Here is a 24,292-nt window from a genome sequence, read left to right as displayed (position 1 = left end):
ATGACACGTCGTGTAGTAGTTACAGGGATGGGTACGGTTAATCCTTTAGGAAATGACGTTGAACGCTCGTTTGGTCGGGCATTAGCTGGAGAAACTGGAATTGACTATATGGAACGCTTAGATCGAGAACTGTTTAATGTGCATGTCGCAGGTGAAGTGAAAGACTTCAATCCAGAGCAGTATATGGATAAAAAAGACGCGCGTAAAATGGACCGCTTTACTCAATACGCGGTTGCTTCTGCGAAAATGGCTCTTGATGATGCGAAGTTTGAGATTAACGACGACAACGCTACGAGAGTTGGCGTCTGGATTGGATCAGGAATCGGTGGTATGGAAACGTATGAATCACAATTTCGCACGTTTTTAGAAAAAGGTGCTCGAAGAGTGAGTCCGTTTTTCGTACCAATGATGATTCCGGATATGGCTGCTGGACAAGTATCGATTCGGTTTGGCGCAAAAGGAATTAACTCTTGTACAGTAACCGCATGTGCTTCAGGAACAAATGCGATTGGGGATGCGTTTCGCGTCATCGAACGCGGCGAGGCAGATGCGATGATTACAGGGGGTAGTGAAGCTCCGATTACGAGCATGGCAGTAGCGGGTTTCGCATCGGCAAAAGCAATTACGACGAACGACAACCCTAAGGAAGCATCGCGACCATTTGATGCAAATCGTGATGGATTTGTAATCGGTGAAGGTGCTGGGATTTTGATTCTTGAATCGTTGGAAAGCGCACAGGAACGTGGTGCTCATATTTATGCAGAGATCGTTGGCTACGGGGCAACAGGGGATGCGTATCATATGACTGCGCCTGCACCTGAAGGCGAAGGTGCTAAACGTTCAATGGAACTTGCAATTGAAGATGCGGGTATTGATAAAGCAGACGTTGGTTATATCAATGCGCATGGAACGAGCACACCATACAATGATAAATACGAGACGATGGCAATCAAGGACGTGTTCCAAGATCATGCCAAAGAGCTAATCGTAAGCTCTACGAAATCGATGACCGGCCATATGCTTGGTTCGACGGGTGCAGTAGAGTCAATCTTTACGATTAAAGCGTTAGAGGACCGAATCGCACCACCGACGATTAACTTGCATGAAAAAGATCCAGAATGTGACTTGGATTATGCGGCGAATGAGAAAAAAGCGTTTAACGGAGATGCAGCGTTGAACAATTCATTCGGTTTTGGTGGGCATAACGCAACCCTACTCTTTAAACGATTTAAGCAATAGTAAAAAGGCTTGTCATGTATATGGCAAGCCTTTTTTTATTCCGTGTGAATCGTTTCATGTGCTTCTTGAAGTTCACGGATGGAAAAGTCAAACGTCATCTGCAAATGGGGGTAGTCAGGAAAGTGCGACCAGCGGCCACCCCATTCAAACCCGAGAGATTCAGCAATTTCAGCGACTTCGTACCAATCCGATTTGCCATTTCCATTCCCGTCAAAGTCAATGTCCCAAATGACTTCTCCAGCATCATTCATGAGGGCGTAATCGATTGCAAGCCCATAATTGTGGTACGATTCACCGCCTTGTGCGTGGGTGACAATTTGTCCGTCATCCTGCCTGCCTCTTGCATAAAGCTCATCTTGTTCAGCGAATGTTCGATACCCATCTGTTATAACGACTGTAATTCCGATATCAGAAGCTTGATCAATTAACGTTTCTTTCTTTGAGACAATTTCTTGGTGTAATTCTTCTTCTACAATGATTTCTTCAGCGAGTGCTTTGCGTTCAGATTGTTGTTCTTCATAAAAATGAATAACGAAAAAAAATTACGAATACAAACGATAATGTAAATAAGAAAGAAAGGAATGCTCTCACCTGTACACAAGTCTCCTACAGAAAAAAAACTCGCCATGAGTTATTCGAAGTCATGGTCGAGTTCATCTAATGATAATTGTTCATCTAAAAACGAATGAAGGTAATCTTTGTTTAATTGTGAGTCGAAAGAAATGATTTCTTCATCTTTATTCAAAGAGTATTCATAAGTGTAACTATCTCTATATGGAATGGTAATGGCTGCGATTGAATCAGATGCTGAATTAATATAATCCGTGCTGATTCTAAACAATTTACCAGTAGGTATATTCGTTTCTAGATGTGTCGTGAACGCTGCAATTAACGTTTGTGCATCACGAACGGTCATATTATCGAGCAAATAATCGTGAATGTGCGATACGATTTGTTGGTGGCGGTTTGTGCGATCAAACTCCCCTTGACCTACGTCTCGAATATAGTGCACGAAATCTTCTCCATAATATCGTTGATTGTCAAGGTTGATTCCTGTTGGAGCAATCGTGTTAACCATGCTCGCGAATCCTTCTATATCTACCTTAACGAAATAGTCAACTGATAATTGGAAGTTTTCTAGAAGTGTGTCTTCTAAAAGCTCTAGTCCCCCTAGTTGATAAACAGAGCCTAGCTTATGATTCTGATGTCCAGGTACTGATACGTAGCTGTCACTAAGCAATGATACGATTCTTGTATCGCCATCGGCCGGGTCAAATTGAGCGAGCATAATTGCTGAACTGTTATCAGACTCTTGATCATTAACTGAGAACATCAGCACTTGAAACGGTTCATCGACCGCCTCAATGTCACTAACAGATTCGTTGATCGCTTGTTGAGCATGTAATGTTTGCTCATCCAACTCATCAGATGCAATGAGACTGTTCGTGCTTTGAAAACCCAGTGGAATCGCAACCAGCAGAATGACAAGAACAAGAAGGAAATAGACCTTGTTGATTGTAACTTTTCCAAATAAAAGGTCGTTAATCTTTCTCATTGCTGTCCCCCTCCGTTTCGACTCATAATTATAACAGAAAGATTGCGATTATAAAATATCTATTACAAATTTATAAAGATATTTTTTTATAAACGCAATGGCCTCCTCTTTTGTTAAGGATGGGTTGTCTAGTTGTTTGCATTCTAGCTGTAGAAGTTGTCGTGAGATTTCAGGACCTTTCTGAACGCCGAGTTCAATGAGCTCTTCGGCTCGCAATCGTACATCCAAGTGTTCACGTTTTGTAACATAGCTCTTTAATGAAATTGGAAGTGAAACTGCGCAATTAAAAAGTAACAGTGATGACTGTTGCAAGTGATGCGTTTTTTTCGTGCCATGAACCGTATGTTTGTAATGATTGAACGTCTAAGTGATCTAGTTCAATAAGCTCTTTCATGATTCTTTTTTCATATTTTGTTTTCGCGATGAATTGTAAAGAAGAGACATTTTGTACGTACAATGGATATAACGTAAAAAAACGGGTGCTCATCTAGACGCTCATTAGCTATACAAGTGTAGACGCTTGCAACATTTGAAGCGTATGTAGCACCGGTAAAGAATGAAGTGAGTAGGTTCAGTTCATCAAGTCGTTTTGCGATGCGTTGATAGCTTTTTTCTTGAGTGACTTTTGCCCACTCTTGACCAATGCGTTCAAATGAAAGCTTTGAAATAGCGCTTTTCGCATCAGAAGCAAAGCGTTCTGCTTCGTCGGTCAACCGAAAGCCAAAACGACCTTCAAACCGCAATCCTCGAAGAATTCGAGTTGGATCTTCAATAAAACTAAGATTATGAAGAGGACGAAGCAATTGTTTTTCAAGGTCTCGTCTTCCGCCAAAAAGATCGATGAGCTTCATAAATGAATCCTGATTTAAGGAGATTGCCATCGCATTAATCGTAAAGTCTCTGCGGTACATATCTTCTTTTAAGTGAGTACGAATGATTTGTGGCAATGCTGAAGGATGGTCATAATACTCTGCGCGCGTCGTTGCTAAGTCAATCGTTAAATCATCTGAGACTTTCACTTTTGCTGTTTGGAACGATTCGTGGACGACCACTTCCTTTTGCCATGTACGCCCTACGAAATCAGCAAACTGTACGGCGTCTCCTTCGACAACAACATCGATGTCATCATTTGCTTTATCTAATAGAAGGTCACGCACAATCCCACCTACAAGATAAATGTGAACACCATAGTCATCCGCGAGGCTACCGAGACTTTCTAGGTCTTTTTGAATAAAAGTAGGAAGCTGGACACAGTCATCCGACTTTTGTTCCTTTGGCTTTCTTGAATAGAGCGATTGGAGAAGATCAGATCTCGTCAAAATTCCAACTAATCGATCATCTTCAATAATAGGAAGTCGACCGATATCGTGCTGAATAATAAGGGTTTCGGCTTCTTCTAAAGCTGTGTTTGCTGAAACCGTGATCACGTTCTCAGTCATGTGACCTTTAACAGGGGCATGACCTAGACCATGATGATGTGCTTTATTCGCATCCCGAACAGAAATGATACCGCGTAAGTGATCTTCATCGACAACTGGAAAACCAGAGTGGCCGAAACGTAACGATTGTTGTAAAACATCATCGATTGTAGCGTCTGCAGTGACAGTTTTTACTGGCGTACTCATCACTTGACGAACGGTCGTTGCTGGCTTAATGGCTTGTTTATACTGCGTATCAATGACGTCTTTTACGTCTTGAAGCGATTGGTCTTTAATTGTCGCTGCAGCAGCAGCGTGATGACCGCCTCCTCCGAGCTTTTCCATTAAGGTACGAACATCAAAGCGATCATGTGAACTTCTTGCCACGACAAAAATGGTGTCTTTCATCTTAACGATGGCAATGCAGCTGTCGCCACCGATTAATGGTACCCACCTTTCTACGATCGCACTTAAGTTTGAAACATATTGATCGAGTTCAATCACACTGTATACGAAGGAGATTCCTTCATGATTAATGGATTCATAGTGGTCCAACAGACGCTTTAGTATGTGTTGTTGCGTTTCTGTTAACGTTTGAGAATGAAATTGGTTGACGGTTTGCAATGAGATTCCGTCTGAGAAAAGTTGATTTAACATTTTTACGTCGCGAGCTGTCGTTGATTCGAACATAAAAGAGCCCGTATCGCTATACAATCCAAGTGCAAATAATGTTCGTTCCCAAGGTTCAATCGCCAAATTCTGCTTATAAATTTCCTCTAACAATAGTGTGACACACGCACCTGTCATTGCTACAATGCCCTTTGCCTTAGGGGCATTTGGATGATGATCGTAAATGATCGTTTCTACTGGATGGATGTCTTGTAGTTTGTTACTGCAACGTGCTGGATCTGATGTATCAACGAGAATTAATTGATCAAGTTCATCAATACGTAATTCCCGTTCCTCGATGTACGAGAAATTGTTGCGATGCAAGCTTACATACTGCTGAACTTCAGGGCTTAGTTGACCCGAGAGTAAGATGGAAGCTTCGGGGTGGAGCTTTTTTTGCGGCTAGTAAAGAAGCAAGTCCATCAAAATCGGTTTGTTTATGCGTTGCAATGAGCTTCATATCACACACTCGTTTCTGCACATGTGCATCATTTTTTGTGCATAAAGTTTAGTAAGAAGAGAAGAGAGGAGAAGGTGCCATGCTGTTTCGCATTTGTATGGCAATACTTGGCATTAGTGTAGCAACAGTTGGTGGCGTTGGTATGGTCGCTTACCTCAATTTAATCGTGTCAGGTTATAGCTTACACGAATTTTGGGATTTCATCATCCGTCGACCGGAATTATACTTTTTATTTGGCGGTTTATCGTTAGCTTTTATCTCCCTCTACCGTAGGAATGGAAGAAAAAAAGAAAAAAAACATGAAATTGTTAATCATAGGAGTGAGCACGAATAAAATAAATCGTCCCCGACTATACTGTAGGTACAATTTTAAATGGTAGAGGAAGGGGGCGTCCATATGGCACGGATTCGTGATGTGTGGGTCAATTGGTTTGAAGGCGAAGAGAATGGTTATAACATATGTTCATTCCATGAATGGAAGAGCGAAGATAAAATTGAGGTATTAGATCAAGCAGAAGTCGTCAAAGTCAGTGAGACGTTATTCTTTCAGTTAGAAAACAGTTTAGAAGAAATTCCTAGATTACTTTTAGATGCGGTGTACAAAAAAAAGTGCACTTCGTAAAAATATGTCAAAGTTGCCACTGGATTATTGTTTCGTAGCAACGAACGGAAAAAAACGCAATTGCCATTGATACGTTAGGATATGAAACGCCGATTCGGAAAAGCCGTTTAACACCTAGACAAGAGAAGCTTGCTTTGGAAGCAATTGTACAACTTGAAGACGAACGAGAATATGAGGCACTAGAAAAATCAGAGAAGCAGTACCATATCCTTTCACCACATCCTGATGATATGTATGGATTAACGAGAAGAGAACGTCAACTGAAACAATTGTTATTTATGGCAGTCGATCAATTAAAAACGACGGGGTATGACTCTGAGGTACGGTATTGGTATACCGAATGGTCACCAGATAAATACATGGACATTCAAATGCTTACAAAAGATGAAGCATGGGATCACATGTATACTGAAATTCGCAAAGGCTGGTCAGAGAAACATTATGAACTATGTGAAGCACTAGTAAAGGGCCAACCGTTCTTTGAGAAGCTCTGGGACATGCAACATGAGAGCGAAATGCATAAATAACATTTTTGCGAACATAGATGTCCTCCATTTACATGAAAACAATCTTTCATTATAATGAAATGAGTGTAGGTTTACGGACAAGGAGGAAGAACATGGACGGTCTTGCGATTACAATCATGCAAGTGTTTACCATTCTTTTGGCAGTAGGAACAATTGGCGGAAGCCTTTTTGTAGGAAAAGTTTGGAGAAATGACACGAAAAAGAACTAATAAAAAAAACACCAGCGTACTTACGCTGGTGTTTTTTTAGTCTCGAAGTAATCCCATCGCTTGTTCTGCTTTTTGTAGCATTGGAATAGCAATTTCATTTGCGCGATCTGCGCCTGCATCAAGAATACGATCTACTTCATCAGATTCATATAACTCTTTAAACCTCGCCTGGATCGGTCGCAGTGCATCAACAGCTACTTCAGCTAGGTCGGTTTTAAAAGCCCCGTATCCTTTGCCTTCATAATCAGCTTCAAGTTGACTAATTTCTTTTCCAGAAAGAATGGAGTAAATCGTAAGCAAGTTGCTAACCGCTTTTTTTGTTGTCCTCATCATAACGAATCAGATTGTCTGAATCGGTTACGGCGCTTTTAATTTTTTTCGTAATCGTTTTTTCATCATCCAGCATTGAAATGAATGCTTTTTGATTTTCATCAGATTTGCTCATTTTCTTTTCTGGTTGCTGTAAGGACATAATCCGTTTCCCGAGTACGACCGTTTCAGGGACCGTAAAGATTTCTGCATATTGGCGATTAAATCGCTCAGCAAGTGTTCTTGTAAGCTCTAAATGTTGTCTCTGGTCATCACCAACAGGCACAACATCAGTGTTATATAAAAGAATATCTGCTGCCATTAGTGGCGGGTACGTAAGCAGTGCAGCTGACACGCCATTTTTTCCTTCTGATTTATCTTTGAACTGCGTCATACGCTCTAATTCTCCGATATAAGCAATGCATTGCATCATCCATCCGAGTTGAGCGTGAGCCGGAACTTCTGATTGGTTAAAGATAATTGATTTGTTAGGATCTATTCCTGCTGCTAAGTATAGACTTGCAAGCTTTCGCTTATTGTCTTTTAGCGTTTCGGGGTTTTGCGGAACGGTTACCGCATGTTGGTCGACAATACAAAACAATGACTCATAGTCATGTTGGAGATCGACGAAATGTTTTAACGCCCCTAAATAATTGCCGAGTGTAATGACACCACTCGGTTGAATGCCAGAGAATACTCGCTTCATTTTTTTCATCCTTTCACAATGGCCATACATGGATCTGTGGTGAATCGTATAACCTAAAAACGGTGGTTGTTATTGTTCGTTATCTTTTAATGTACGTTCTTGCTTTCTGTTACGCCATCGTTCATAGACGAACGTTGGAATCAGTATGAGTAAAAAGGCAATTGCAATTGCTCTAAACGAGTATCCTGTCGTGTAATCCAAAATGACGAATACAAGTAGACAGACTGCAAGAACCATCGTTACGATCCTCACGTCAATGACCACTCCCTTAAACACTGATTATAGCAGAAACGAAGGAAGGGTTGCTATGGAATTCATGAAAAGCGTTGTCTATCTCTGCTTCATTGGTCTTATGCTTTGCTTTCCGCTGCATGCAGCTGCAAATGGACCGACGAACTTTACTTTAACAAGTACAGACGGTGAGCAAGTCGAACTGAGTGATTTTGATGGAAAGCGAAAGTTGGCTGTCTTTTTTTACAACGTGGTGTGAAGTATGCCAAGAAGAAATTGCAGAACTTGCGTTAACGTATGAAGAATTAGTTGATAAAAATGTACAAGTATTGGCCATTAATATGACTCATGAAGAACGAAGCAAAGAAGAAGTGAAAGTAATTGGTGATCAGTTGCCTTATCCAGTGCTCTACGACGAAGGGGGTTCTGTAAGTAAACAATACGGTGTGTTTGGTGTACCGCTAACCGTGTTACTTGATGAAAAAAATGAAGAATCGGCCCGTTTTTTTGGACCGATTCAAAAAGAGAAGCTGCATTCGTTTCTTACCGAAGCAGATAGAGCAGCACCATAGAGGAAGCGTAAAACAAGAGCATTAACAAGGGAAGCGCAATAGTCAGTCGTTTCGTTTGTGCTCTAAAAATGGCAATGGTGACGACGAGGCTGCTTAAAAGTAAGAATCCCCCGGTGTATATGTTCGTTGGTGAAGCGGCAAGTAAAATTGAGCAGGGTAAAGAAAGTCACAAAGAACTAAGATGAGTAAGTTAAATAAATTGCTACCGAGAATAGACGCTGCTGCAAGGTTATGGTTGTTCAGTTTAAGCGCAACATAAACAGTTACAACTTCAGGCAGAGATGTACTCGTAGCAATTAAAAAGCTTCCGACAAAACTCGAACCTAATCCGGTTAAGATCGCGATTTGGTCACCACTAAACGTTAAGACGGTTCCAGAGATTAAGATGATAATTGCAGCAATAATAAAACCGGTAATCGCATGCTTTAACGTGTATTTCTCCTCTGTCTCTTCTTCGTCACCAGCATCACTGCTCTGCTCATCAGCACCGCGTAAAAGCCAGATGCTTAGCCCGTAAAGAACGAGTAGAACAACCGATTCAATCCCGATGTTTACAACAGGAACTTCAATCGTATAAAAGAGGGCAACAACGACAAATGTTGTCATTAATACACCTAAGATTGCGGTGTGTCGTTGTTCCTTGTGCACTGAAGTTAGGATCGCGCGATGTCGATAAACAATTAGAAATACAGCAAGAATTGATAAGTTAAATAAGTTACTGCCGAGTACGTTTCCAACGGCCATGTCAGGGTTTTCTAGAAATACCGCGGTAACACTTGTCGTTACTTCCGGCAAAGAAGTCGCACCAGCAAGAAGGAACGTTCCGACAAACAGGGAACCGACTGAAGAAAGACGGGTGATTGCATCGGCATACGTACTAATCTTGATTGCAGCAAGAACAGTTACGATAACAGCTAAAATAAAGAGAAAGTAAACCATTTATCGACATCCTTTATATGTATTTCCAAGGATAGTATACCCAAAATTCACCGTTTCACACAGAAACCTGTCATGAACACGTTTGTTTTGATACGTTTAAAGGGAAACAAATAATTACCAGCCATAGACGTTGGAACATTTGAACATAGTAAAAGGAGACGATTATTCATGGCAACTTATGCAGTGTTTTTACCATTAAAAGACGAAGAGAAATCGAAAGAACACCGACCAGCACACCTAGATTACTTGGAACGGTTACACGAAACAGGGCATGTACTTGCTAGAGGTCCTTTCGTTGACGGTTCTGGAGGTCTTGTTATTTACGAATCCCCATCTTATGACGCTGTGGAGAAATTGGTGAATGAAGATCCATACGTTGTACACGGTGCAAGAGATTATGTGATTCATGAGTGGGCGCTCGTCGGACATCTTCGAACTACTTAGTAGCGAAAGGAAGTTTTGAGGGTGCGTCATGTTGTGTTGTTAACTACAATAGGACTTTTATTATTCTTTTATTCTCCTCTGACGATTGAAGCCCATCAATCGATTTTAGGAAAAGAAATTCATCAATTAGAGAAGCATTCAATGTTGAACGTTGAACGCTTCTCTAATGATGATGCAGTCCGCGGCATTTACGTATCAAGCCATTCTGCAGGTAGTAGCAGGTTCCATTCATTATTATCTCTTGTAGATGAAAGTGATTTGAATGCAATGGTGATTGATATTAAGGATGACTACGGGAACGTAACGTACGACCCTGGGCATTCGACTACATATAAAGACATTGCCACGAACTACATTCAAGATTTGGATGCAGTGATGAAAGAACTTAACGATCATAACGTGTATCCGATTGCACGAATTGTCGTTTTTAAAGATTCACTTCTTGCGAACAAAAAGCCAGAACTTTCGTTTCTAAATGAAAGCGGTGACGTTTGGCTTAACGGAAGAGGAGAAGCGTTTGTAAACCCTTTTCTCGAGGAAGTGTGGCACCACAACATCATGATTGCAAAAGAAGCGGCTAAGGCAGGGTTTAAAGAGATTCAATTTGATTATGTTCGTTTCCCTGAAGGTTTTGAGACGAGAGATCGCGAGCTTGAGTATTCAATTGGCAATTATGATCGCTTTGATCGTGTCCAGGCAGTCACAGACTTCGTATCGTTTGCAAAAGAAGAATTAGAGACGTTTGATGTTGATGTTTCTGTGGATTTATTTGGTTATGCAACGGTTGAGCAAGAATCGGCTGGGATTGGACAGAACTTCTCCCGAATTGCAGAATCAGTGGACGTGATTTCCTCAATGATTTATCCGAGTCATTGGAGTGGCAATTTCGGTATTGAAGCACCGGACACGATGCCGTATGAGCTAATTAGTGCGTATGCAAAGGTTGAAAATCAGCGGATAAGCGAATTATCATCACCACCGATTACACGCCCGTGGATTCAAGATTTTACTGCTTCATGGCTCGGCGAAGGCAAGTACATTCCGTACGGACCCAAAGAAGTTGAAGCTCAAATTCAAGCGCTTCACGATCACGGGATTGATGAATATCTCATTTGGAATGCTGGAAATACTTACTCAGAAGGGACAAATTACGCGCCGAAACGCACATATTCTACAAAGTAATCTAAGCTTTTGTTTATTTTTTTTAGGAAAAAAAGGTTTAGGGGAAGAGTGCGAAGGGTACAAGTCTTACGTGAAGAGAAAATCAGGTGAATTGCTCACAGAATTGACCTTGCTTAGATTAGAATAATTATTGTATAATGAATGTAATCTCACTTTTTTTAAAGCAAAGCAAGTGTGTACTTACGAGCAATTTGCTTTATGGAATACACGATGAAATGAGAATAGTAATCATTTTAGCATTGAACTTATTTGCAAAAGGGAGAGGGTCCTACTATGGTGACGTTGTTAACTTCGCCGAGCTGTACTTCTTGTCGAAAAGCGAAAAGTTGGTTAGAAGAACATAACATCCCGTTTCAAGAGCGCAACATTTTTTTCAGAACCTCTTTCAGTTGCTGAGGTGAAAGATATTGTTCGCATGACTGAAGATGGAACCGATGAGATTGTCTCAAAGCGCTCGAAGATTTTTCAAGAGCTTAATGTTGATGTGGACACGTTACCACTCCAGCAACTCTTTGAGTTAATTAGTGAACACCCTGGTTTGCTAAGAAGACCGATCATTTTTGATGAGAAGCGTCTTCAAGTCGGATACAACGAAGCGGAGATTCGCCGTTTCTTACCACGCCAAATTCGCACGTATTTCTTGCAAGAAGCGCAGAAGCTCGTTAATTGACAAAGTAAAACTTCTATCACCTTGCGGGTAGAAGTTTTTTTCTTTAAATGAGCAAATTACTTCATAAATGTATGCACTCTGATATACACTAATAAAACACCTTTTAAGATCACATTTCATGACAGATGTGGCTCTTGAAATTCCATTTGATAAATGGTATAAATGAACAACCTTAGGAATAGCATTCTTTTCATGAAATGGTACAGTTATCCTTAACAAAGCCGGAGAGTTCGTATAGAATATAATGTAGAGACCACGAACACATCTCCATGAAGAATGTGAGCATCCACTTTAACCCGAGGAGGGAGAAATCGTGGAAATAGAAAGAATTAATGATACAACCATTAAATTTTATATTACCTATGCTGATATTGAGGATAGAGGTTTTGACAGCGAAGAGATCTGGTACAATCGTGAGCGTGGAGAAGAGTTTTTCTTTGAGATGATTAATGAAGCGCATGATCACGAGAATTTCGAGATTGAAGGCCCTCTATGGATTCAAGTTCAGGCATTTGATAAAGGACTGGAGATTGTCGTTACACGTGGCCAGATGAATGATGGCAATGTGAAGCTTGAAATCCCTGTTTCTAAAGACCGAGATGATGATATGGATGAAAGCATTGTAGATATGCTTGATGAGCAGTTACGTAGTCGTAAGAAGGAAAGAGAAGCGGCAACTGTTGAAGATCCGTTAAGTATCGTCATTGCGTTTGCTGATTTTGAAGATTTGATTCGATTGAGTCAGTCCGTCACATTGAACCAAGTTAAAAATGAAGTTTACTCAATGGAGAACACGTATTACTTGCATATTGAATTTGATGATTTCTACGATGAAGATGAGCAAGACAATATTTTAAGTCGCGTGTTAGAGTTTGGAAATGAATCAGACGTATCGATTTATCGTATTAAAGAATACGGCAATACAATTGTTAGTGAAAATGGATTGCATGTCATATCCACGCACTTCTCATAAAAAAAGTGAATCCAACTGGATTTGCTTTTTTTGCAGGATTTTTTTATTCCTATGACGAATTACCTATTAGTTAAAGGGGTTATGAGAGGAAGTGGACAATGTTCACAGCGATTAATAGTCATGGTGAAACGATTTGTCTTTTGCATTTACAAAAGGATTCAACAAAAATGCGAGCGACTACATGGCATTGCCCCCAATGTCATGAAGAAGTGATCTACAAAAATGGACTTGCTAAGCGACCTCATTTTGCGCATACAAGCCAATCGATTTGTTCGAAGAAAGAAGAAGAGACAGAAAAGCATTTGCAAGGTAAACAACAATTGTATGAGTGGTTGCGTCCTTTTGCCGATGATCTAGAAATTGAGAAGTGGTTGCCCGATGTCAATCAACGACCGGATGTCTGGTGCGTTATAAATGGGACGGTATATGTGTTTGAAGTACAATGCTCAGCAATTGAAAGAAAAGAAATTAAACGACGCTCGTCTAACTACTTTAACCATGGAATTCAAGTCATTTGGGTTTTGCCAGAGCGGTATTTGCATCGGTCATCAAGTTCTGTGTATTTGCAAGAGTGGCAACTTGAGACGTGTAGTGTTTTCCCGCATTCTTATCCTCGTTTGTTGTTCATCGGAAAGCAGTTGCAAATGGTAACACTTGTGAGTTATCTTTCTCCTCGGAAATCCTCTGCATTTACAGAATCACTGCCTTACACATATTCCAGTTTCAAAAAGATCATTCAACCATCCTCCGTTAATTTAGAGCAATTATCTGGTCAACTGATCTATAAAAATGAGTGCCGTTATGGGAAGAGGCAACTGGCAAAAGGGTTGTCGTTACTCGTGCAGGAGGAGCTATTGGCTGCCCGGTGTCCAATCCACTTACATCCTTCAGAAGTTGGATGGTACGTTCCGGCACAAGTTTATATTAATGAACCCCCGTTAATTTGGCAATTGTACGTCTATTTAAACTTGCAAAAGCATCAAGATCAAGGTTTAGAGGAATGGATTGAAGGGGAAAGATCAGAAATAGCAAAACAATTGCAAATTACCGAACGCCAGGCGGAACTCGCAATGGTTCAATATTTTTATTTGTATAAACGAATGACCACCTTGGCGAATCGAGGAGTGACTCACCCATTCCCAAAGTCAGCTGATGAAGGTCATCGTTACGATCAAACGTGCTTTTTATATTCGAACTGCTCCATTACGAGAGCAGAGCTCGGTTAATTTAAGAAAAGCCTTTAAATCGTTTACGTTCATTGAACAAATGAACGGTAAACAAAATAGATATGAATAGCAATGGAACAGCAACCCATAAGGGAATAAACCGAAGTACAGACATTAGAAAGAGAACGTAGCTAACTACGATTGTTGTAATTCCTAAAACGAATGGTTTCATCATGCTACCTCCAATCTAAGTACAGTATATGTACGTAGTAACGGTAAACATGCTAAAAAAAACGGAAGAGTCATCACTCTTCCGTTCGACAATTGTATTTCCAAAATTCACCGTGCTTTACAGGAACACATTCAACTTTTTGTTGAAGTTGTAGTCGTTTCATGGCTGATTTGGTTTCTTTTGTCGTCAAATCAAACACTTCCGCAATTTCTGCGGTTGCAACGAGTGAATAATGCCTGACAAACGACAATAAATCATGTTTCATCTCGGGCACTGGTGTTTTCCCTAATACCTCAGTGAGAATATCTTCATACACATCATAAGAATGTAGCCCCGAGATCATCACACCTGCATCTTCAATACAATCATTAAAGAAAATCATAGAAGGTACTTCACTGACTCCCATTTCATTCTTCGTGCGAAGATCACTTTCTAATGCTTGTTTAGCTAAGTCAGAATGAAAGTCTTTTTGAAATTCAATCTCATCTAGACCCGCTTCTTGTGCACACTTGAGTAAGACATGGTCGTCTGTCACATCTTGCTTGTTTAGAAATAACGCTTCTCGCACGCGTCTTAAAAAGCGCAGTCCACATTGTCTGCCTTGCATCTCTGCTGCTTTTATAGCAATCGACGGTGTTTCAGGAACAGAAATCGGATTCTCGTACCAGAAATCTCCGTCACAACACATCCCTGTTTGCGTACTCGTAATGTCCCATAGATCTGAAAGTGTACGTTGGTTTTGCTCATGAATTCGTGCACTTGCGTTTTCGGGCATGACTACATACCGTACTTTAATATATTGATTATATTCATTGAGTAATTTCTTTAGTTTCGGCTCAATGCCCCAACAGAGTGGGCAAAGAGGATCAGTAAATACATAAATTTCTACACGATGATCGTTGATGAGGTGCTCTCGTTGTTCGCCATCAGCCTCACCGCAAGTCCCTGTATAATAATTGCACTGTTCTTTTGTCATTACCAAGGTACATCCCCCTTTCAAGATCTAATGTTGATTTACCATGTGTGAAGCTGTAAGTGTTAATCGATGAAACCATTCTTCTGAAGCTTCTTGTGGTAGGTCATGATCCTCGATGGCAAGCTTCATACATACGAGCCATGCTTCTGCGCGCCTCGGTGTAATTTCAAATGGTAAATGTCTTGCCCGAAGTCTCGGATGCCCATGTTCTGCAGTATATAAGGGTTGTCCCCCTGTGAATTGTGTCATAAATTGAACTTGTTTCCGCTTCGTTTCGGTTAATTCTTCTGGAAACAATGGACTAAGATCAGGATGCTCAGAGACGTAATCATAAAAGGTCCCAATCACTCGCTCAAGAGCTTCTGTTCCGCCAAGACGTTCAAATAATGACGTTGGTTGAATGGATGTCATAACTTGTTAGCTCCCTTATAACGAACTATTATCATTGTAGCAACGAGTGAAGATCTCGGCAAATAGTACGAACTGGACAAAAAGAAGCATGAACTGTCGGTCGTTCATAATGACAGTTCATGCTTCTTAATTAATAAGTTAGGCAAGTCCATTATATGTGTTTAGTACTTTAGGAACATACCGCTCTGTTTCCCTAAATGGAGGAACACCATTGTAACGATCAACATTACCAGGCCCAGCATTGTAAGCAGCCAAAGCGAGTGTTACATCCCCATTGTAGCGATTCAACATGTCGCGTATGTATCGAGTACCACCATCAATATTCGCTCTTGGATCATAAGGATTGTCGACATTTAATGATCGTGCAGTACCAGGCATGAGTTGCATTAACCCTTGCGCACCTGCATGACTAGTAGCGTTAGGGTTAAACGATGATTCGTTTTCAATAATTGCATAAATTAGTCGTTCATCTACACCATATTTAGCAGCACTTTCTTGGATGTAAGTATTGAAAGGCGTTGTCGGTAATGAGCTAGGCATCCCATCTGTTACATTACCATGTAGAAGCGTTGGGAATGTAGGTGGGCTCATGTTTTGGTCATCTGTAGCTATTCCGCTGTGAATCGATTGCGTTTGTAACGATTGCAAAATGGACGCAAAAGATAACGTTGCCGTTTGCTCTTTTACAATACTCGGTGCCTTTAGTGAAGATGTCGTGGGAAGGTGTGACAAAGGATGGATAGCTTTCAATACAACCCGCTCCTTATTCTGTAGTATACTTTGACTATAGCAAATGTTTTATCGTTTTTATAGCTTTTCTTTCCGTTTGAAGAAGCGTTTGACTTTCGGATCAGGTTCATCGGTAATTGACAAGTTAAATGATGACTGGATCGTATTCATTACGGAGTCGACATGTTGTTTTGACGTGCCTTCGAATTCTAGTTCATAATCATCTACCCCTAGATAGCGACTCTGATCAAAGAACAACGTCCCGCCTTCATATGGAATGCTCGCACGATTGGTTTCTAAAGACCCTAAATGGATAAGTTGAGTGCTTTCTATAGACCATTGCTCTTTCAGCCAAGTGAGTAACTGAGACTGATCGCTTTGTGGCAATTCATTCGTATGAAGAGTTTCATGCCGCTCCAAAGAGCCACCTTTTTCTTTAACTTTCAAGGTGAGCACATAGCTTCCTAATTTTTCGCGAATGCGTAACACGGCGTTTCGTTCTTTTATTTGAAAGCTTCCTGTGTCAAAATAATGATTGTGCTGTGACTGAAAGTCCTCTTTTTTTAGCTTGAAATGGTTACATAGCTTTGTAAACTCATCAACTGTAAGTAATTGTTTCGCTTCAATTTCAAATTCTTCATGAGTTGTCATGATCATCAACCTCCTGTTGCATTATGTCATAATCTAGGAGTAGTAAGCAAAGGAGATTAGCATTTATGTCCAATATAACCGTAGATCAAATTGCAATTGTCGATCAAAAAGCGATGATCATTCCGAAAGACGATTCGTTTAAAGTATCCTCATTTAAAGATGCTGAGCGAATGTTAGCTGATTCGGATGAATTAGCGTTCGTCTATGTCGTTGAAAACGAAGGATCATTTTATCAAGTTAGGTTGCCAGAGATGTTTTGGCCAATACTCGAAGAAATTTATGAACACCATTATCCCGTTTATCTAGGTAAAGAAGAGTTATTGCTTGACTCTTTTCAAGATGAAATGGAATATTTACTTGATAATATCCCAGATAATAATAACTACGGAAGCGAAATGGCTGACGCTGTGGTGAAACATTTTCTCGAAAGAAAGTGACTAAGGGAGAAGGTGTATGATGGAAAATTGGGAGTTAGACTTACAACCGTATAAACAAGCCGTTGAAGAATTAAAAGTGAAACTAAGAAGTTTACGTGAGCAATACCAACGCTCTTCTAGACATACACCGATTGAGTTTGTCACTGGAAGGGTAAAGCCAATTGGTAGCATTGAAGAAAAAGCGAAACGGAAAAACATACCTTTACGTGAATTAGAGCAGCGGATGCAAGATATTGCTGGGATCCGTATCGTTTGCCAATTTGTAACAGATATCGATACGATTGTAGACATGATTCGAAGTCGTAAAGACATTACGATCATTAACGAGCGTGACTATATAAAGGAAAAGAAATCGAGTGGGTATCGTTCATTCCATATGGTGATTGATTATCCAGTTCATACGATTAAAGGAACGAAGCATATTCTCGTTGAAATTCAGGTGCGAACGATGGCAATGAATTTCTGGGCGACGATTGAGCATTCTTTGAACTATAAATATCGTGGTGAAATTCCAGACGATATTAAAGAGCGATTGTATCGTGCTTCTGAAGCTGCTTATAATTTGGATGAAGAAATGTCAAAAATACAAGGTGAAGTGCGAGAGGCACAGTCGATCATTGCACTAAGGCAAGGTGAACATCGAACATCATTTAAGAACGGATGATAAGGAGGGAACTCGTGAACATGAAATACGACGTCACATCTCGTGGCGATGACACGTCTAATGAGATTGCTGAGTTAATTCGTAAAGGCTTAAATGAGCATCAGTTACAACAAGATGAACAAGAACCCGAGATTGTTATATCAGTTGGGGGAGATGGAACGTTACTTGAAGCTTTTCATAAGCATAAGCATCGGCTTCAACATACCTGTTTTGTTGGTGTACATACAGGACATTTAGGTTTTTACGCAGATTGGATCCCGGATGAAGCAGAAAAATTGGTTATCCATATTGCAAAGACCCCTTTCCAAGTTGTGGAGTACCCGTTACTTGAAGTTACGGTTCGTTATCATCGTGCAGGATCATCAGATCGCCATTTGGCGCTTAATGAATGCACAGTTAAAACGACAGAAGGATCACTCGTTTGTAACGTTGAGATTAAAGGAGAAGTGTTTGAGACATTCCGTGGAGACGGACTGTGCATTTCTACACCTTCTGGGAGTACGGCGTACAACAAAGCATTAGGAGGAGCGATTTTACATCCATCACTCGCTTCAATGCAAATTGCTGAAATGGCATCGATTAACAATCGTGTCTACCGAACAATCGGTTCACCACTCGTGCTACCAGAACATCATACGTGCTTGTTAAAACCTTTAAATGATGTGAGTATGCAAATGACGATTGATCATTATTCGCTCGTAAACAAGGATATTGAATCCATTCAGTGCCGCGTTTCTGATGAATACGTACGCTTTGCACGTTTTCGTCCGTTTCCATTTTGGAAGCGAGTAAAAGAGTCATTTATTGGTGAGTAGATTACTACATTGGGAATGGGAAGTACGTTCACAGCATCATCTACTAAAGCACTTTCTGCAAGACGAAAAAAAAGATGTCACGTCGAACGCTTACACTCATTAAACGCTTTGGGGAACTTCGTGTAAATGGCATAAAAACAAATGTTAACACAGTGATAACGAATGGGGATCTCGTCACTGTTGGCATGCCATTAACGGATCACCCTGAACATTTTAGTGAAAACAACCGAGACATTGACATTCTATTTGAAGATAAACACCTCATTGTCGTAAACAAGCAACCGGGGATGAGTACGTTACCAACCCAAGGTGTACGCGGACGTTCATTAGCAGAAGCCATCATGCACTATGCGCGTATAAGCGACCAACATTTTGGAGTGCATCCAGTAAATCGACTCGATCGCTTTACGAGTGGCGTAGTAGTGTTTGCAAAACACCGGTACGCACATGACTTTTTAACAAAGTCTTTCCATGATAAACGTTACGTCGCAGTTGTTGATGGACAGTTTCCAGATGAAGAGAAGAAGATCTCATTACCAATCGGTCGCCATCGTTCATCAATTGTGGAACGTCAAGTGACGGTAACAGGCAAACCGGCAAAAACAATAGTTAAACGTATTGAAGAACATAAACGGTACACAGTATTATCAGTGAAATTGTTTACGGGCCGTACACACCAAATACGTGTCCATCTAAGTGCTATTGGCTACCCAATTTTAGGCGATACATTGTATGGTTCATCATCGAATCAGCTCAATCGGCAAGCCTTGCATGCAGCCAATTATGTAACGGTTCACCCGATTACTCAAAAGCAAATACAATTTCATGCACCTACTCCAAAAGACATCGTTCAACTTCTAAATACCAACTTATAAAAACAACCAGACGCCTTAGCGTCTGGTTGTTTTTAATCAGTTTCAGCGTTTTCGAAAGTAAAGCGGTAAATCTCATTGCCTTCATCGTCTTCAACGTAAGCTTCAATTCCAGTTAGTACGTGTTCTTCTTCAATAGGTTCTGAAAGAGGGAATGAAGCATTTACGACATAACTCCCTTCAGCGCTAATGGAAAATTCCTCGCCGTCTGCAGCGATTGCATCGTAATCAATAACGTCTTGAAGATCTTCGTCTACAACATCAAAGTGTAAATAAATATCCTCAGTTGGCGTATCTTCCTCATTGATCATGCGAGCATGGATTGTCATAGAAGGTGGATCAGTCGTCAAATAAAGAGCGGACTCTTCAGGGTCATGTTGAACAATTCCATCAGTTTGCTTGGGGGTAGCACCACAAGCAGTAAGAAGACTGAGTGTTAGTGCCAACGGTAAAATTCGTTTTGTTTTTTTGCATAATCTATTCCTCACTTATAGTCATCGATTGTTTCTTCGTGTTCATAAGAATTAAATTTGTCTTCTTGTAATGGCTGGTTGGATTTAACCATTGAAAATGTTAATTCAGGGTAATGAAAAGCGGTTAACTTGCCACCAAATACACAACCAGTATCAATATTAATGGTAGCGTTAACGACTCTTGGCGAAATGACGGGAGTGTGTCCGTATATTACCCAAGGCATAGTTCGCTTTTCATTTAACGCCCAATCGCGACGTATTGGCGGCTGTCCTTTTTTTCGTTGATTGATGATCAACGTCACCATAAAGCACAAATGATTGTATCTGGCGTCCATTCTTACCGATGTCTTGTCGTTTAATGCCTGCATGGCTACAAACAACGTTTCCATGATCTAAAACTAAGTATAACGAAGACTGCTCATACAGTTGCATAAATTTCCTCTTGATGAGTTGATGTTCGTCTTGAGAGAGGGCATGTAGCTCCGCAACAGTCGTTTCGAGTCCATGATTAATGACGACTCGATTGCCTTTAAAGTAGCGGTACAATTTGTTGCAATGGTTCCCAGGAACATAAAGGGCTGTTTTACGCTCATATACGAGCCAGTGAACGAGATTAATCATTTGTAATGAGTCGGGACCACGGTCTGTAATATCTCCGATAAATACGAGCGTACGGTTTTCTGGATGAATTCCATTTTTGTAACCACAAGTTCGTATTAATTGTAAACATTCATCATAACAACCGTGTGTGTCACCAATGATGTCATAGAACTGTTCAGACATAATACGATTCACCTCTGATTAAAAATGATAGCAGTTTCAAATGGAGAATTCTAGTGAACGTATCGTGATTTTTCATTTCGACTATGTTATAATTATGACCAGGTACTAGAACGTGCATACAACCGGAAGGGGAAATGAATGATGGCTTTATCATTAGAAGGACGTACATACGTCATTATGGGAGTTGCCAATAAAAGAAGTATCGCTTGGGGAATTACTCGCAGTTTAGCAAATGCAGGGGCAACACTTGTGTTTACGTACGCTGGTGAGCGGTTAGAGAAAAATGTGAGAGAGCTTGCGAGTTCAATTGGACAAACAGATTTTATTTACCCTTGTGACATTACGAGTGATGAAGAAATCGATGCAACGTTTAAACAAATTAAAGAAGACGCAGGCGTCATTCATGGACTGGCTCATTGTATTGCATTTGCAAAATCCGAAGATCTAGACGGTTTTTTTGTTGAAACGTCAAGAGAAGGGTTTAAGCTTGCGCATGACATTAGTGCATATTCATTAACAGCAGTTGCTCATGCAATTGATCGCCACGAATTAATGGCTGAAGGCGGTTCAATTGTAACATTGACTTACCTAGGTGGAGAGCGTGTTGTGAAGAATTATAACGTTATGGGTGTCGCAAAAGCCGCACTAGATGCTAGCATGAAATATTTAGCGAACGACTTAGGAGCTAAAGGCATTCGTGTAAATGCGATTTCGGCAGGGCCGATTCGTACACTTTCTGCTAAAGGAATTGCAGGATTTAATAGTGTACTAAAAGAAATTGAAGATAAAGCACCTTTACACAGAACTGTAACGACAGAAGAAGTTGGTGACACGGCACTGTTCTTAATGAGTGATCTATCTAAGGCAATTACTGGTGAGACAATCCACGTCGACGCAGGATACCATATCATCGGTATGGGATAATTGCTTGTAGTTTTGGCTATGCTTCTTAGTAAACGTATAGAGAAGCAAAGTGAGTGATGGGTATGTATTCAGCAGTTTCAGAACGTTTTCTTCGTCTCGTCCTTGAAGAGGATTATCGTCCTTTAACCGATATGGAACGAGCAGAACTTAATGAAAGTAAAACGTATTTACAAAACTATTATTGGGAAAAAGAGAAGCTACAAGCGATGAGTTACTTGGCTTATGCAACCGAAGACGATGCATGGCAACAAACGATCCATGAACAAGTCGATCGCTTAAATGGTCAATAAAAAAAGCATGCGCTATACTGCGCATGCTTTTTAATGATGAAATTAGTAACTAGAGCCACCAGCTTCTTCAGAGATTGTTACATCAGATAAGTCGAATTGACCGTTTGGTACTTGGATAAAGCCTTCAACTGAATCAGCAACTCCGATACGGAAGTCATCGAAAACCGTATAAACATTGGTGCTTCTTCAATTAGAATTTCTTGAACTTGGCTATAGAGGTCTTCACGCTCTGCATCATCAGTAGATTGACGAGCTTGATCTAATAACTCATCAACTTCTTCATTTGTATAGAAAGAACGGTTACCTGGGTCACCATGTTGACTAGAGTGGAAAAGCGAGTACATACCATAGTCAGCATCACCAGTTACAGTAACCCAACCTAGGATAAACATTTGAGAATTACCTGCTCCAGTTTGATCGAGGTAAGCTCCCCACTCAACATTTTCAAGAGTTGCATTAATACCGATTTCACTTAATTGATCTTGCACAATTTCAGCAGTTTGTTGACGAATAGGGTTATCAGAGTTCATTGAGAAAGTGATATCAAGTCCATCCTCATAACCTGCTTCTTCAAGAAGTTCACGTGCACGATCTGGATCGTAACCGATATCGTCAAGTCCATCGTCAAATCCAAATGTTAAATCGTTAATAGGACCTTTTGCAGCTGTACCATAACCTTCATAAATCCCTTCAACGAGTGTATCGTTATCAACAGCTAAAGATACGGCTTGACGAACACGAACATCATCAAAAGGTTCTGCTTCAGTATTGAAACCAATGTAAGTCAAGCTTAAGCTTGGTACTGCAACGAGCTAGCGCCGTCAATGGCTTCAACTTGATCAGCAAGTGCTGGCTGAATTAAGTCAGCGACGTGAACTTCACCAGTTTGTAAGTTACCGATACGAGTAGCATCTTCACCAATTACTTGGAAGTAGACACTATCGATGTTAGCAGGCTCTCCCCAATAGTTGTCGTTACGAAGCATACGAAGGTCTGCGCCTTCATTCCACTCATCAAATACGAATTGACCAGTTCCAGCTTCACCTTCACCGATGTCTAAGTTAATTTCACCAGCGTAATCTGCTTCAATTGCTGTTTCACTAATAATTCCACCAGCGTTATGAGCAAGGTGAGAAAGAAGTGGAGCAAATGGATATTCAGTTGTCATTTGTACAGTATATTCGTCAAGAGCTTCCACGCTATCAATCATGTCAAATAAGAAACTAGACGGTGCTGCAATTTCTGGATCGAGCATTCTGTCAAATGTAGCGACAACATCGTCGGCTGTTAACTCTTCACCATTATGAAATTCAACGCCTTCTTGAAGTGAAAATTCAAATGTACTTTCGTCGATTTGTTCATAACTTTCTGCAAGTCCTGGTTCTAGCTCATATGTTTCAGGGTCGAACGTCATTAATGTTTCATAAATAAGAGAACGGTATTTAGCAGATGGATTATCATTTTGACCATGAGGGTCTAATGAAACCCCATCAGCAGAAAGTGCGATCACTAACTCACCGCCGTCACCAGCTGCAGCCTCACCATCACCCTCGTCGTCACCATCTTCAGTCTCTTCTGTCTCTTCTGCTGCGCCGTCAGTACCTTCAGTTTCTTCAGTCTCTTCTGGATCGGACGAACATGCAGCAAGTGCCAATGTAGCGGCTAATGATAGCGTTACGACACTTGACTTTTTAAACTTTCGCAATTTTATATCCCCCTTTTAATGTAAAACAAGTTTAGAAATACTATAAACTACGAATTAAAAACTTTCAATACTCTTTTTTTGCGAAAAAAAATATTAAAACAATACATTTATTTACGATTTACAACAATTTATTCCTGTTGTAAGCTTTGTATTATTGATTTTCGTTAAGTATAGTAAAAGGGGGCAACATGAAAGGTATTAGTTTCCAATAGTTTTCTTGAGGAAATGAGTGTACATTAAACGAATATCAATCACATTAAAAGAGAGAACGCATCGTAAACGGAGGAATATGACAGAAAAATTAACAGATTATATTGTATTCAGAGTGAACATTGATATAATTAAACGAACCATGTAAAATCATGTCGATGTTTCATTGTGCATGTAGCGCTTGTCGCTAAAGAATCATAATAAGAAGGGGTTGAGCAGCACATGGGTC

The 24,292-nt window shown here is 40.4% G+C and carries 26 protein-coding genes and 5 pseudogenes; 16 read left to right on the top strand and 15 right to left on the bottom strand.

What is annotated here, in order from left to right:
* Entirely contained in the window at positions 1–1,239 is a 1,239-nt protein-coding gene (gene fabF, locus JCM19055_RS17940; protein ID WP_042360731.1) for a beta-ketoacyl-ACP synthase II, read from the top strand.
* Positions 1,240–1,274: 35 nt separating this feature from the next.
* Here fabF and JCM19055_RS25810 read toward each other — a convergent pair whose 3' ends face one another.
* The 3 genes from JCM19055_RS25810 to JCM19055_RS17920 all read right to left on the bottom strand — a co-directional run bounded on the left by JCM19055_RS25810 (position 1,275) and on the right by JCM19055_RS17920 (position 5,205).
* Positions 1,275–1,715 carry a M15 family metallopeptidase gene (locus JCM19055_RS25810; RefSeq protein WP_370543217.1) on the bottom strand — a complete coding sequence of 147 codons (441 nt, stop codon included), beginning with the start codon at positions 1,713–1,715 and terminating at the stop codon, positions 1,275–1,277.
* Positions 1,716–1,870: 155 nt separating this feature from the next.
* Positions 1,871–2,794 carry an LCP family protein gene (locus JCM19055_RS17930; RefSeq protein WP_042360729.1) on the bottom strand — a complete coding sequence of 308 codons (924 nt, stop codon included), beginning with the start codon at positions 2,792–2,794 and terminating at the stop codon, positions 1,871–1,873.
* 404 nt (positions 2,795–3,198) lie between these two features.
* Positions 3,199–5,205 (bottom strand): CBS domain-containing protein, encoded by a 2,007-nt coding sequence (locus JCM19055_RS17920; protein WP_052366502.1) that lies wholly within the window; start codon positions 5,203–5,205, stop codon positions 3,199–3,201.
* A 215-nt stretch (positions 5,206–5,420) separates the two neighbouring features.
* On the opposite strand from JCM19055_RS17920, the gene JCM19055_RS17915 reads away from it, so the two are divergent.
* Together JCM19055_RS17915 and JCM19055_RS17910 are read left to right on the top strand one after the other, a co-directional pair.
* The gene (locus JCM19055_RS17915; RefSeq protein WP_052366501.1) at positions 5,421–5,675 is read left to right on the top strand and encodes a hypothetical protein; all 255 of its coding nucleotides are present in this window, start codon (positions 5,421–5,423) and stop codon (positions 5,673–5,675) included.
* A 63-nt stretch (positions 5,676–5,738) separates the two neighbouring features.
* Positions 5,739–6,490 (top strand): annotated as a pseudogene (locus JCM19055_RS17910) (DUF3603 family protein).
* Between the two features lie 245 nt (positions 6,491–6,735).
* Here JCM19055_RS17910 and trpS read toward each other — a convergent pair.
* Positions 6,736–7,714: pseudogene (trpS, locus tag JCM19055_RS17905) on the bottom strand (tryptophan--tRNA ligase).
* Positions 7,715–7,783: 69 nt separating this feature from the next.
* Positions 7,784–7,966, bottom strand: a complete 183-nt coding sequence (locus tag JCM19055_RS17900; protein WP_042360727.1) for a hypothetical protein — start codon at positions 7,964–7,966, stop codon at positions 7,784–7,786.
* A 55-nt stretch (positions 7,967–8,021) separates the two neighbouring features.
* Between JCM19055_RS17900 and JCM19055_RS27625 the strand changes: the two genes are divergently transcribed.
* Positions 8,022–8,204, top strand: a complete 183-nt coding sequence (locus JCM19055_RS27625) for a hypothetical protein (protein WP_042360726.1) — start codon at positions 8,022–8,024, stop codon at positions 8,202–8,204.
* Entirely contained in the window at positions 8,161–8,517 is a 357-nt protein-coding gene (locus tag JCM19055_RS17890) for a TlpA disulfide reductase family protein (RefSeq protein ID WP_042360725.1), read from the top strand. Before JCM19055_RS27625 ends, JCM19055_RS17890 begins: the two co-directional genes overlap by 44 nt.
* 93 nt (positions 8,518–8,610) lie before the next feature.
* Here the strand turns inward: JCM19055_RS17890 and JCM19055_RS17885 are convergent, their stop codons facing one another.
* Positions 8,611–9,456, bottom strand: coding sequence for a sodium:calcium antiporter (locus JCM19055_RS17885; RefSeq protein ID WP_052366500.1), 846 nt, complete (start codon positions 9,454–9,456; stop codon positions 8,611–8,613).
* A 168-nt stretch (positions 9,457–9,624) separates the two neighbouring features.
* Between JCM19055_RS17885 and JCM19055_RS17880 the strand changes: the two genes are divergently transcribed.
* The 5 genes and pseudogenes from JCM19055_RS17880 to JCM19055_RS17860 all read left to right on the top strand — a co-directional run bounded on the left by JCM19055_RS17880 (position 9,625) and on the right by JCM19055_RS17860 (position 13,951).
* Positions 9,625–9,900, top strand: a complete 276-nt coding sequence (locus JCM19055_RS17880) for a YciI family protein (RefSeq protein ID WP_042360724.1) — start codon at positions 9,625–9,627, stop codon at positions 9,898–9,900.
* A gap of 21 nt (positions 9,901–9,921) precedes the next feature.
* Positions 9,922–11,082: a putative glycoside hydrolase gene (locus JCM19055_RS17875; RefSeq protein WP_265182325.1), complete on the top strand. Its 1,161-nt coding sequence runs from the start codon at positions 9,922–9,924 to the stop codon at positions 11,080–11,082.
* A gap of 273 nt (positions 11,083–11,355) precedes the next feature.
* Positions 11,356–11,752 (top strand): annotated as a pseudogene (gene spxA / locus JCM19055_RS17870) (transcriptional regulator SpxA).
* Positions 11,753–12,065: 313 nt separating this feature from the next.
* On the top strand, positions 12,066–12,725 hold the full coding sequence (gene mecA / locus JCM19055_RS17865; protein ID WP_042360723.1) for an adaptor protein MecA: 660 nt from the start codon (positions 12,066–12,068) through the stop codon (positions 12,723–12,725).
* Between the two features lie 98 nt (positions 12,726–12,823).
* Entirely contained in the window at positions 12,824–13,951 is a 1,128-nt protein-coding gene (locus JCM19055_RS17860; protein ID WP_042360722.1) for a competence protein CoiA, read from the top strand.
* A 1-nt stretch (position 13,952) separates the two neighbouring features.
* On the opposite strand, the gene JCM19055_RS27620 is transcribed toward JCM19055_RS17860, so the two are convergent.
* From JCM19055_RS27620 to JCM19055_RS17840, 5 genes are all read right to left on the bottom strand, one after another.
* Positions 13,953–14,123 carry a hypothetical protein gene (locus JCM19055_RS27620; RefSeq protein ID WP_193745170.1) on the bottom strand — a complete coding sequence of 57 codons (171 nt, stop codon included), beginning with the start codon at positions 14,121–14,123 and terminating at the stop codon, positions 13,953–13,955.
* A gap of 73 nt (positions 14,124–14,196) precedes the next feature.
* Positions 14,197–15,099 (bottom strand): ClpXP adapter SpxH family protein, encoded by a 903-nt coding sequence (locus JCM19055_RS17855; RefSeq protein ID WP_052366517.1) that lies wholly within the window; start codon positions 15,097–15,099, stop codon positions 14,197–14,199.
* 27 nt (positions 15,100–15,126) lie between these two features.
* A complete protein-coding gene (locus JCM19055_RS17850; protein WP_042360721.1) occupies positions 15,127–15,510 on the bottom strand; it encodes a globin in 384 nt (127 codons plus the stop codon).
* A 138-nt stretch (positions 15,511–15,648) separates the two neighbouring features.
* Positions 15,649–16,260 (bottom strand): lytic transglycosylase domain-containing protein, encoded by a 612-nt coding sequence (locus tag JCM19055_RS17845; protein WP_042360720.1) that lies wholly within the window; start codon positions 16,258–16,260, stop codon positions 15,649–15,651.
* A 57-nt stretch (positions 16,261–16,317) separates the two neighbouring features.
* Positions 16,318–16,890: a CYTH domain-containing protein gene (locus JCM19055_RS17840; RefSeq protein ID WP_042360719.1), complete on the bottom strand. Its 573-nt coding sequence runs from the start codon at positions 16,888–16,890 to the stop codon at positions 16,318–16,320.
* Positions 16,891–16,955: 65 nt separating this feature from the next.
* Between JCM19055_RS17840 and JCM19055_RS17835 the strand changes: the two genes are divergently transcribed.
* The 4 genes and pseudogenes from JCM19055_RS17835 to JCM19055_RS17820 form a co-directional block, all read left to right on the top strand.
* Positions 16,956–17,327 carry a hypothetical protein gene (locus JCM19055_RS17835; RefSeq protein WP_052366498.1) on the top strand — a complete coding sequence of 124 codons (372 nt, stop codon included), beginning with the start codon at positions 16,956–16,958 and terminating at the stop codon, positions 17,325–17,327.
* Positions 17,328–17,343: 16 nt separating this feature from the next.
* Positions 17,344–17,991 carry a GTP pyrophosphokinase family protein gene (locus JCM19055_RS17830; protein WP_042360718.1) on the top strand — a complete coding sequence of 216 codons (648 nt, stop codon included), beginning with the start codon at positions 17,344–17,346 and terminating at the stop codon, positions 17,989–17,991.
* Positions 17,992–18,011: 20 nt separating this feature from the next.
* Positions 18,012–18,806: an NAD kinase gene (locus tag JCM19055_RS17825; protein ID WP_042360752.1), complete on the top strand. Its 795-nt coding sequence runs from the start codon at positions 18,012–18,014 to the stop codon at positions 18,804–18,806.
* Positions 18,807–18,874: 68 nt separating this feature from the next.
* Positions 18,875–19,681, top strand: a pseudogene (locus tag JCM19055_RS17820) (RluA family pseudouridine synthase); the annotation flags it as partial.
* A gap of 32 nt (positions 19,682–19,713) precedes the next feature.
* Here the strand turns inward: JCM19055_RS17820 and JCM19055_RS17815 are convergent.
* On the bottom strand, positions 19,714–20,124 hold the full coding sequence (locus JCM19055_RS17815; RefSeq protein ID WP_042360716.1) for a hypothetical protein: 411 nt from the start codon (positions 20,122–20,124) through the stop codon (positions 19,714–19,716).
* A 38-nt stretch (positions 20,125–20,162) separates the two neighbouring features.
* A pseudogene (locus JCM19055_RS17810) lies at positions 20,163–20,934 on the bottom strand (metallophosphoesterase).
* A gap of 141 nt (positions 20,935–21,075) precedes the next feature.
* Between JCM19055_RS17810 and fabI the strand changes: the two are divergent.
* Together fabI and JCM19055_RS17800 are read left to right on the top strand one after the other, a co-directional pair.
* Positions 21,076–21,858, top strand: coding sequence for an enoyl-ACP reductase FabI (fabI, locus tag JCM19055_RS17805; protein WP_042360715.1), 783 nt, complete (start codon positions 21,076–21,078; stop codon positions 21,856–21,858).
* 53 nt (positions 21,859–21,911) lie between these two features.
* Positions 21,912–22,148 (top strand): hypothetical protein, encoded by a 237-nt coding sequence (locus JCM19055_RS17800; protein WP_152549964.1) that lies wholly within the window; start codon positions 21,912–21,914, stop codon positions 22,146–22,148.
* A 77-nt stretch (positions 22,149–22,225) separates the two neighbouring features.
* Here JCM19055_RS17800 and JCM19055_RS30250 read toward each other — a convergent pair whose 3' ends face one another.
* Entirely contained in the window at positions 22,226–22,936 is a 711-nt protein-coding gene (locus JCM19055_RS30250; protein WP_052366497.1) for an ABC transporter substrate-binding protein, read from the bottom strand.
* Positions 22,937–22,938: 2 nt separating this feature from the next.
* The gene (locus JCM19055_RS30245) at positions 22,939–23,853 is read right to left on the bottom strand and encodes an ABC transporter substrate-binding protein (protein ID WP_052366496.1); all 915 of its coding nucleotides are present in this window, start codon (positions 23,851–23,853) and stop codon (positions 22,939–22,941) included.
* Positions 23,854–24,292: the final 439 nt, after the last annotated feature.

The sequence above is a fragment of the Geomicrobium sp. JCM 19055 genome, assembly GCF_000698185.1.
Classification (GTDB): Bacteria; Bacillota; Bacilli; order Bacillales; family Marinococcaceae; genus Geomicrobium_A; species Geomicrobium_A sediminis.
This window is presented reverse-complemented; position numbering and strand designations above follow the sequence as displayed.

Coding starts and splice junctions, on each gene's coding strand:
- fabF (WP_042360731.1), top strand. CDS start 1: ATGACACGTCGTGTAGTAGTTACAGGGATGGGTACGGTTAATCCTTTA.
- JCM19055_RS17930 (WP_042360729.1), bottom strand. CDS start 2,794: ATGAGAAAGATTAACGACCTTTTATTTGGAAAAGTTACAATCAACAAG.
- JCM19055_RS17915 (WP_052366501.1), top strand. CDS start 5,421: ATGCTGTTTCGCATTTGTATGGCAATACTTGGCATTAGTGTAGCAACA.
- JCM19055_RS27625 (WP_042360726.1), top strand. CDS start 8,022: ATGGAATTCATGAAAAGCGTTGTCTATCTCTGCTTCATTGGTCTTATG.
- JCM19055_RS17890 (WP_042360725.1), top strand. CDS start 8,161: ATGGAAAGCGAAAGTTGGCTGTCTTTTTTTACAACGTGGTGTGAAGTA.
- JCM19055_RS17885 (WP_052366500.1), bottom strand. CDS start 9,456: ATGGTTTACTTTCTCTTTATTTTAGCTGTTATCGTAACTGTTCTTGCT.
- JCM19055_RS17880 (WP_042360724.1), top strand. CDS start 9,625: ATGGCAACTTATGCAGTGTTTTTACCATTAAAAGACGAAGAGAAATCG.
- JCM19055_RS17860 (WP_042360722.1), top strand. CDS start 12,824: ATGTTCACAGCGATTAATAGTCATGGTGAAACGATTTGTCTTTTGCAT.
- JCM19055_RS27620 (WP_193745170.1), bottom strand. CDS start 14,123: ATGAAACCATTCGTTTTAGGAATTACAACAATCGTAGTTAGCTACGTT.
- JCM19055_RS17855 (WP_052366517.1), bottom strand. CDS start 15,099: ATGACAAAAGAACAGTGCAATTATTATACAGGGACTTGCGGTGAGGCT.
- JCM19055_RS17850 (WP_042360721.1), bottom strand. CDS start 15,510: ATGACATCCATTCAACCAACGTCATTATTTGAACGTCTTGGCGGAACA.
- JCM19055_RS17840 (WP_042360719.1), bottom strand. CDS start 16,890: ATGACAACTCATGAAGAATTTGAAATTGAAGCGAAACAATTACTTACA.
- JCM19055_RS17835 (WP_052366498.1), top strand. CDS start 16,956: ATGTCCAATATAACCGTAGATCAAATTGCAATTGTCGATCAAAAAGCG.
- JCM19055_RS17830 (WP_042360718.1), top strand. CDS start 17,344: ATGATGGAAAATTGGGAGTTAGACTTACAACCGTATAAACAAGCCGTT.
- JCM19055_RS17825 (WP_042360752.1), top strand. CDS start 18,012: ATGAAATACGACGTCACATCTCGTGGCGATGACACGTCTAATGAGATT.
- fabI (WP_042360715.1), top strand. CDS start 21,076: ATGGCTTTATCATTAGAAGGACGTACATACGTCATTATGGGAGTTGCC.